Source organism: Moraxella caviae (assembly GCF_002014985.1).
GTDB lineage: Bacteria > Pseudomonadota > Gammaproteobacteria > Pseudomonadales > Moraxellaceae > Moraxella > Moraxella caviae.
On the sequence record NZ_MUXU01000029.1, the window covers coordinates 24,289 to 30,726 of the forward strand.

Sequence of the window (6,438 nt, forward strand, 5' to 3'; positions counted from 1 at the left end):
TTACTCCTTAGGCGACTTGTGTGGTATTTTCTTGATTTTGCTTGCTTTTATTGGCAAGGTCAGCAAGATAAAATGCGTATTTTTGGCTATGATAGCCAAGCAAAAATTCGCCTGACAGTGGGCTGTTGTCATTAAAATCAGCAATTGCAAATAAGCTAAAAATCTCATTCATCAACGCTTCACGCTTATGCAATCTTTGTGGTCTGGCGTGATTTAGGCGCTTAATGTACGGATCTAGCGCCAAGCGAATGTTGCGCCATGTGTCAAAAGGACGGTTGGCAAACTGTTGCATATAACGCTCGGCAGTCGTCAAACGATTTTCGCCCGCCACAAATAAAGCCAAGCTCTCAATATCTTCTGCTACCGCCAGCAAGCGCCCATACAGATAATCTCGCCCAGTATAAGTAACATCTAACGCCATGCTATAATTCCTTGATGATGAATGCCGCTTGCAATAACCTTTATATAAAGCACACGCCATAGCAACCGCTTGCTCATGCTCCCATTTTTCTAGCGCAGCTGGATTGCAAGCCTGCTTGATTGCTTGTGCAACCAGCACATAAGGGATATTACGAACTTTTCCTGCGTGCGCAGGCTCTACAATGCACGGCAATACTTGAGCAACCACTTGTTTGCGCAAATTATCCGCAATGCGACTGCCATAACAAACTTCTGCAATGCGATGCGGCACTGGCGCACCGATGCCCGACTTACGAACATTGTCTTTGGCATCGTAATATCCTTGATACCATAAAAAATCTTCCTGCCAAGCGTTCAATGCGTGCAAATAATCGTCTGCCAGCATTTGCTGATAATACGTTACCGCTGCACGCCCCGACGTCGCCGCTTCTATCACAATGATGGAAATTTGCTCATTGCCCGCCAAGCGACTGTCTGCAATGCGATAGCCCGCCATCTTTTTTGATAATGCTTCGGCAAAAGAAGCGCCAATGTCTTTATGGTGCAGCACAGCAAGTGTGGTTTGCTGGTTTAAATCATTACTCAAACCATCGTCATTGTCATCAGGCAAATCATCGTCTGCATCTTCACCGCCAAACAAATCTCCCAAACTCATTTGCGGATCAAACACCAACACCGCATCTTCTGACGCAGCAACAATCTCATCTACCGTCTGCTTAATATCCAAGCAATGCTCTTGCATGGGCTGCATGACCACACCAGCAGACGCCGCCCAAGCCACAACCGCCTGCCCTGCTTTTTCTTGACCTTGATGTCTAATAAGCCATGATAAGGCAGCGTGCGCTTTTTCGGTAACTACCGAACCTACACCAGCACCCTGCGCACCATCAAGAAACTTCCCACGAAAGGTAAATCCATCATTATCGTTGGCAGAAATCAGCTTGGCGTTGTTATTGCTTCTTAAAATATTTTTCGGGTGCTTATTTGCCAAAGGCTGCTCTTCGCCTGTGGCATAACACAGACCAAAATCCGCTTCTTGATTGCCATAAAACTGCTGCCAAGACTCAATCAGCGTATCATCTTCCCAAGTGTTGCCGCTGTCTGCATCGTACAAATCTGCACTGACGACCTGCCACGCAACAAGCGCAGACGTTTGATTGATATAGCCTTTAGAATTATCTTTTGGTAAAACTGTAAAAATATCCGCAGGTGGTTCTACTTCGCTGGCAGACGCTGGGCGTAGCAGTTTGCCATTATCATCGGTTTTTAATACGCCTGCCGCAATCAAATCTTGGGTAAGTGTGCCACGATTGACATAGTTTAGCACCGCTTTGGCTTTCGGGTGCGCAAATTCACTATGACACCATGATGTCAACAAGGCATGATAATCTGCAAATTTATCCGCCAAACTTCTTTCATCGTCAAACTGCGCCAAATCTTTGGCAATATATTGCAATTTGTCTTGCAAAGGATGCGCTTGAGTGCCACTTGTGCGGTTGGCAGAATCATTGGTTGCAGGCAAGGTGATTTGCTTGGCGACCGCCTTGTCGTTCGCACGAAAAAACGCTGCGCCTAAAAACTTGCCCTGCTCGCTGATTTTGACAATAATATGCGCATTTTGACTGATGTGATAATAAGGCGTGAGCGCTGAATCGGCAAGCTGAGCATCGGCATTATTGGCGATTTGATCATAAGTACGATAAAGGTTGGTTAGCCAGCTCATGCGCCAATCTCCAACTGCCGATACAAATCGTCTGCGCTTTGCAAGGACTCGCCCAAAGAAAAATGTCCGTCCGTCATTTCACGCACAAATCGGCTTGGCAGACCATTAGCACGATCTTTGTCCAAATCACCTGTCGGCTGTATAAATTCAATCACGCCATGCTGCATGGTAATGCGACTAAAACGACTGTGCAGCTCGTCTCGCCCCAGCTCATCAGGATAAGCAAAAGAATGAAACATCAGCCCGAAATCCACGCGGTCAATGTCATCATAAAAGCCTGAATGCGAGCCAAACTCACACGGCTCAACATAGCCTTGACATTCTCTAGTACCTAAAAATATATCTTGACGACCACCACGCTCTAAAGCACGCTGCATAATGGCGCTGTGCTTGGCAAGATTGCGATCGGCTTTAAGGTCTGGTCGGTTTAAATTCCATTCAAAATGCGCACTGACTTCATACGCCACATCGTTTAGGTAGGTATAATAGGCAAGATCATTGCCGCTTTTGTGGTATTTGATAGGCTTTACACCTTTGCACTCGGTGCGAATTGGGTTTAGAATACGAACCTTATCAATATGCCAGATAAATGTCGGCTTCCAATAAATGCTACGACACACGCCTTTTAGGGCTTCATAGGTGGGAACATGGTAAGTGGTTTTCTCGCCACCAATTTTAGTGACAGGGTCGGTAAACAGTGCATTGCGCCCTGTTAGCAGGAATGTCATAGTGTTGGCTGGCAATGACATGGCGATCCTTATTACCCTAAAACAATTCTAATGACGGCAAAACAAGATTTTCAAACCTATGCTTTTTGGATAAAAATACTGTATAATTCACAAAAAGTCAATACTTACTTTGCAAAAAAATAAGTGCGAACCTTAAGCACACATAAAATCCCTGGCAGGTTCGCAGAATTATTTAACAACTTGATTTTAAACAGGTTTGGTTGTAGAATCATAACCTAATGCTGTGCAATGCAGCATTAAAAAGTTTTGCTACCGCCCATTCGCAGAATTGGTAAATTTTTATCAATAAAATGAATGGGTTAAGTAGCAGGCTTCTCACACCTTCGGGTGTGAGAGAAACTGCACGCTTTTTCATTTTTATTTCGTATAATGCCTCTCATTCTCACACCTTCGGGTGTGAGAGAAACTGCACGTGAGCTGATTGGCAATCAACTGGTAGAAGCCAACTCTCACACCTTCGGGTGTGAGAGAAACTGCACTCTCACCCAATCGAATACACGCTTCCTGAAGGCTCTCACACCTTCGGGTGTGAGAGAAACTGCACCTTTAAGTTTTCTTGTGTAAGCGGTTGCAAAAATTTCTCACACCTTCGGGTGTGAGAGAAACTGCACTGTGTCTTGGGTAAATTTTTCATAGGTGGCAAGTCTCACACCTTCGGGTGTGAGAGAAACTGCACAATCGTCAAATCGCCATCATTGACAAATCTCACACCTTCGGGTGTGAGTGAATTGAAACAAACAGTCGCCAACCTTGACGACCTGCAACATAGTCTCACACCTTCGGGTGTGAGTGAATTGAAACTTGGCGACTGTTGCGCCGACAACCTGAAAAAACTCTCACACCTTCGGGTGTGAGTGAATTGAAACATCTTCAAAAAGTCCGTCTGCCACAAACCATAGGCTCTCACACCTTCGGGTGTGAGTGAATTGAAACAACTACTCTGGCACACGCGCAAGAGACCGCCACTCTCACACCTTCGGGTGTGAGTGAATTGAAACAAAATGCCCAATCTTAGCACTCAAAGCCGACAACTCTCACACCTTCGGGTGTGAGTGAATTGAAACCGTGTGATGAGCATCAGCCAAAATGACGATGCCACTCTCACACCTTCGGGTGTGAGTGAATTGAAACGGATTATTATCCGCCCACAAAGTCTGCGTGATGCTCTCACACCTTCGGGTGTGAGTGAATTGAAACAACCGTAACAGGGCGGCTAAAATGCCAAACAGCTCTCACACCTTCGGGTGTGAGTGAATTGAAACTAACAGCAGTGGAGTACCATACGGTTCTTCACCAACTCTCACACCTTCGGGTGTGAGTGAATTGAAACACTCCCATGACTGAAAAGCTACGACCAGCAATTTTCTCACACCTTCGGGTGTGAGTGAATTGAAACCGCTGTCAATCTGATAATTGCCCACTTGCACCTCTCACACCTTCGGGTGTGAGTGAATTGAAACGGCATGATGATTGAATGGGCGTTTGCCAAAGGTCTCACACCTTCGGGTGTGAGTGAATTGAAACACGCTGGCACGACTGCGCCTACTGCCAATCTAACTCTCACACCTTCGGGTGTGAGTGAATTGAAACACCTGCGCCTGCATTGGTTTGTTTTGTGCGTTTTTCTCACACCTTCGGGTGTGAGTGAATTGAAACCTACAAATCGCATTGATGTCGCCAATCAGTACATCTCACACCTTCGGGTGTGAGTGAATTGAAACACGCAGTGCGCCCAATGAGTTTTTGCGCACTTGTTTCTCACACCTTCGGGTGTGAGTGAATTGAAACAATTATTCGGAAAGTTTTGGGGCACGTAACAATTCTCACACCTTCGGGTGTGAGTGAATTGAAACACGATATATCATTTAATCGCCAAGTGTTCGAATTCTCACACCTTCGGGTGTGAGTGAATTGAAACTCACGTCCTACACCGTGCAAGTTGTTGTTAGTGTTCTCTCACACCTTCGGGTGTGAGTGAATTGAAACCTTATGCTGATGGGCATTTTATTAGCGATATTCATCTCACACCTTCGGGTGTGAGTGAATTGAAACTATGCAAACTTTCAGCAGTTTCAGTCATAAAAGGTCTCACACCTTCGGGTGTGAGTGAATTGAAACCTCGCAATCCCTTGATATACAAGGCTTTGACGATCTCACACCTTCGGGTGTGAGTGAATTGAAACAAATATCTGTACCGAGCAGGCGCAAAAGATGACAATCTCACACCTTCGGGTGTGAGTGAATTGAAACGTAAACGGTTTAGCACGTCCACCGCCGAACCTATCTCACACCTTCGGGTGTGAGTGAATTGAAACGATGTACCGTCTGAACCTGCACCGTTAAACGTTCTCACACCTTTGGGTGTGAGTGAATTGAAACACCTGCGCCACAGATGATTGAAGTTTTGGATTATCTCACACCTTCGGGTGTGAGTGAATTGAAACGGATTATATACAGTATGGCGGCACCTGCTCATCTCTCTTAGGTGTGAGAGAATTGAAACGTTTTTTCACAGCCCTGCAACGGGACAATATGGCTCACACCTTCGGGTGTGAGTGAATTGAAACGCAACCGAGATTACAGTATAATATACACATTAAATCTCTCACGCCCTTACAAGTGAAAGATTTCGAGCACGGTGATACTTATAGCGATGGTATTGCCACCATTCTCATGCTTTCGGGTGTGAGTGAATTGAAACCAATCTTAATCAGTGTACAGATTGGCTGTTGTATTCTCACACCTTTGGGTGTGAGTGAATTGAAACAATCATAATGCTAGCGCCAATATTTGGACGCACATCTCACACCTTCGGGTGTGAGTGAATTGAAACCTAGCGGTTTTTGATGGTCGTTATCTGCGCCAATTCTCACACCTTCGAGTGTGAGTGAATTGAAACGCCAGCTGCCATCGTCTTTGCACCATTCCACCAATCTCACACCTTTAGGTGTGAGTGAATTGAAACAATCATAATGCTAGCGCCAATATTTGGACGCACATCTCACACCTTCGGGTGTGAGTGAATTTAAAAACTAAGGCTGTATTAGAATAACAACCATACTATGCTAGCACAGCCCTATAAAAAATTGTGCAGATTTTCCCAAGTTTAACAGTCTGCAACCCCTATTCTTGCTGAGTGATTGTATTCGTTTAACGCCAGTTTACCATCCATAAACTTGTCCTAGTTACCTATATTGGCTCATTTAAGCACACTGCAAAGGCTGCAATCAAGAATACAAACCACAAATCAAGACACCTACTGCATCGCACAGCATACTCAACAGCCTTACATTATCAATAGAAGCTTTTAAATAATGGTGTTTTGATTGACAAACTTATCACAACAGACTTCTAACATTTCATTCTTTAAATACTTAGCATTGCTCAAATTTTGGAATAAAAAATCTTTATAAAGCATATCACAAACAAAAATAGCCCGAAGTATGTGTATCGGGCTATTTTTTATATCACTTGCTGATATAAATTTAGGGGCTGTCCTAGATAACTAGAACAAATACTCCCTAACTAATTGTTTTAAAATGGAAA

At 44.5% G+C, this 6,438-nt stretch carries 2 protein-coding genes and 1 CRISPR repeat array; both genes read right to left on the reverse strand.

The features are described 5' to 3' along the window. Positions 1-7: 7 nt before the first annotated feature. Positions 8-2,143, reverse strand: coding sequence for a type I-C CRISPR-associated protein Cas8c/Csd1 (gene cas8c / locus B0181_RS04615; protein ID WP_078276315.1), 2,136 nt, complete (start codon positions 2,141-2,143; stop codon positions 8-10). After that, positions 2,140-2,871, reverse strand: coding sequence for a type I-C CRISPR-associated protein Cas5c (cas5c, locus tag B0181_RS04620; protein WP_245953303.1), 732 nt, complete (start codon positions 2,869-2,871; stop codon positions 2,140-2,142). Before cas5c ends, cas8c begins: the two co-directional genes overlap by 4 nt. 334 nt (positions 2,872-3,205) lie before the next feature. Then, a CRISPR array of direct repeats spans positions 3,206-5,336; the repeat unit is 32 nt; unit sequence TCTCACACCTTCGGGTGTGAGTGAATTGAAAC. Positions 5,337-6,438: the final 1,102 nt, after the last annotated feature.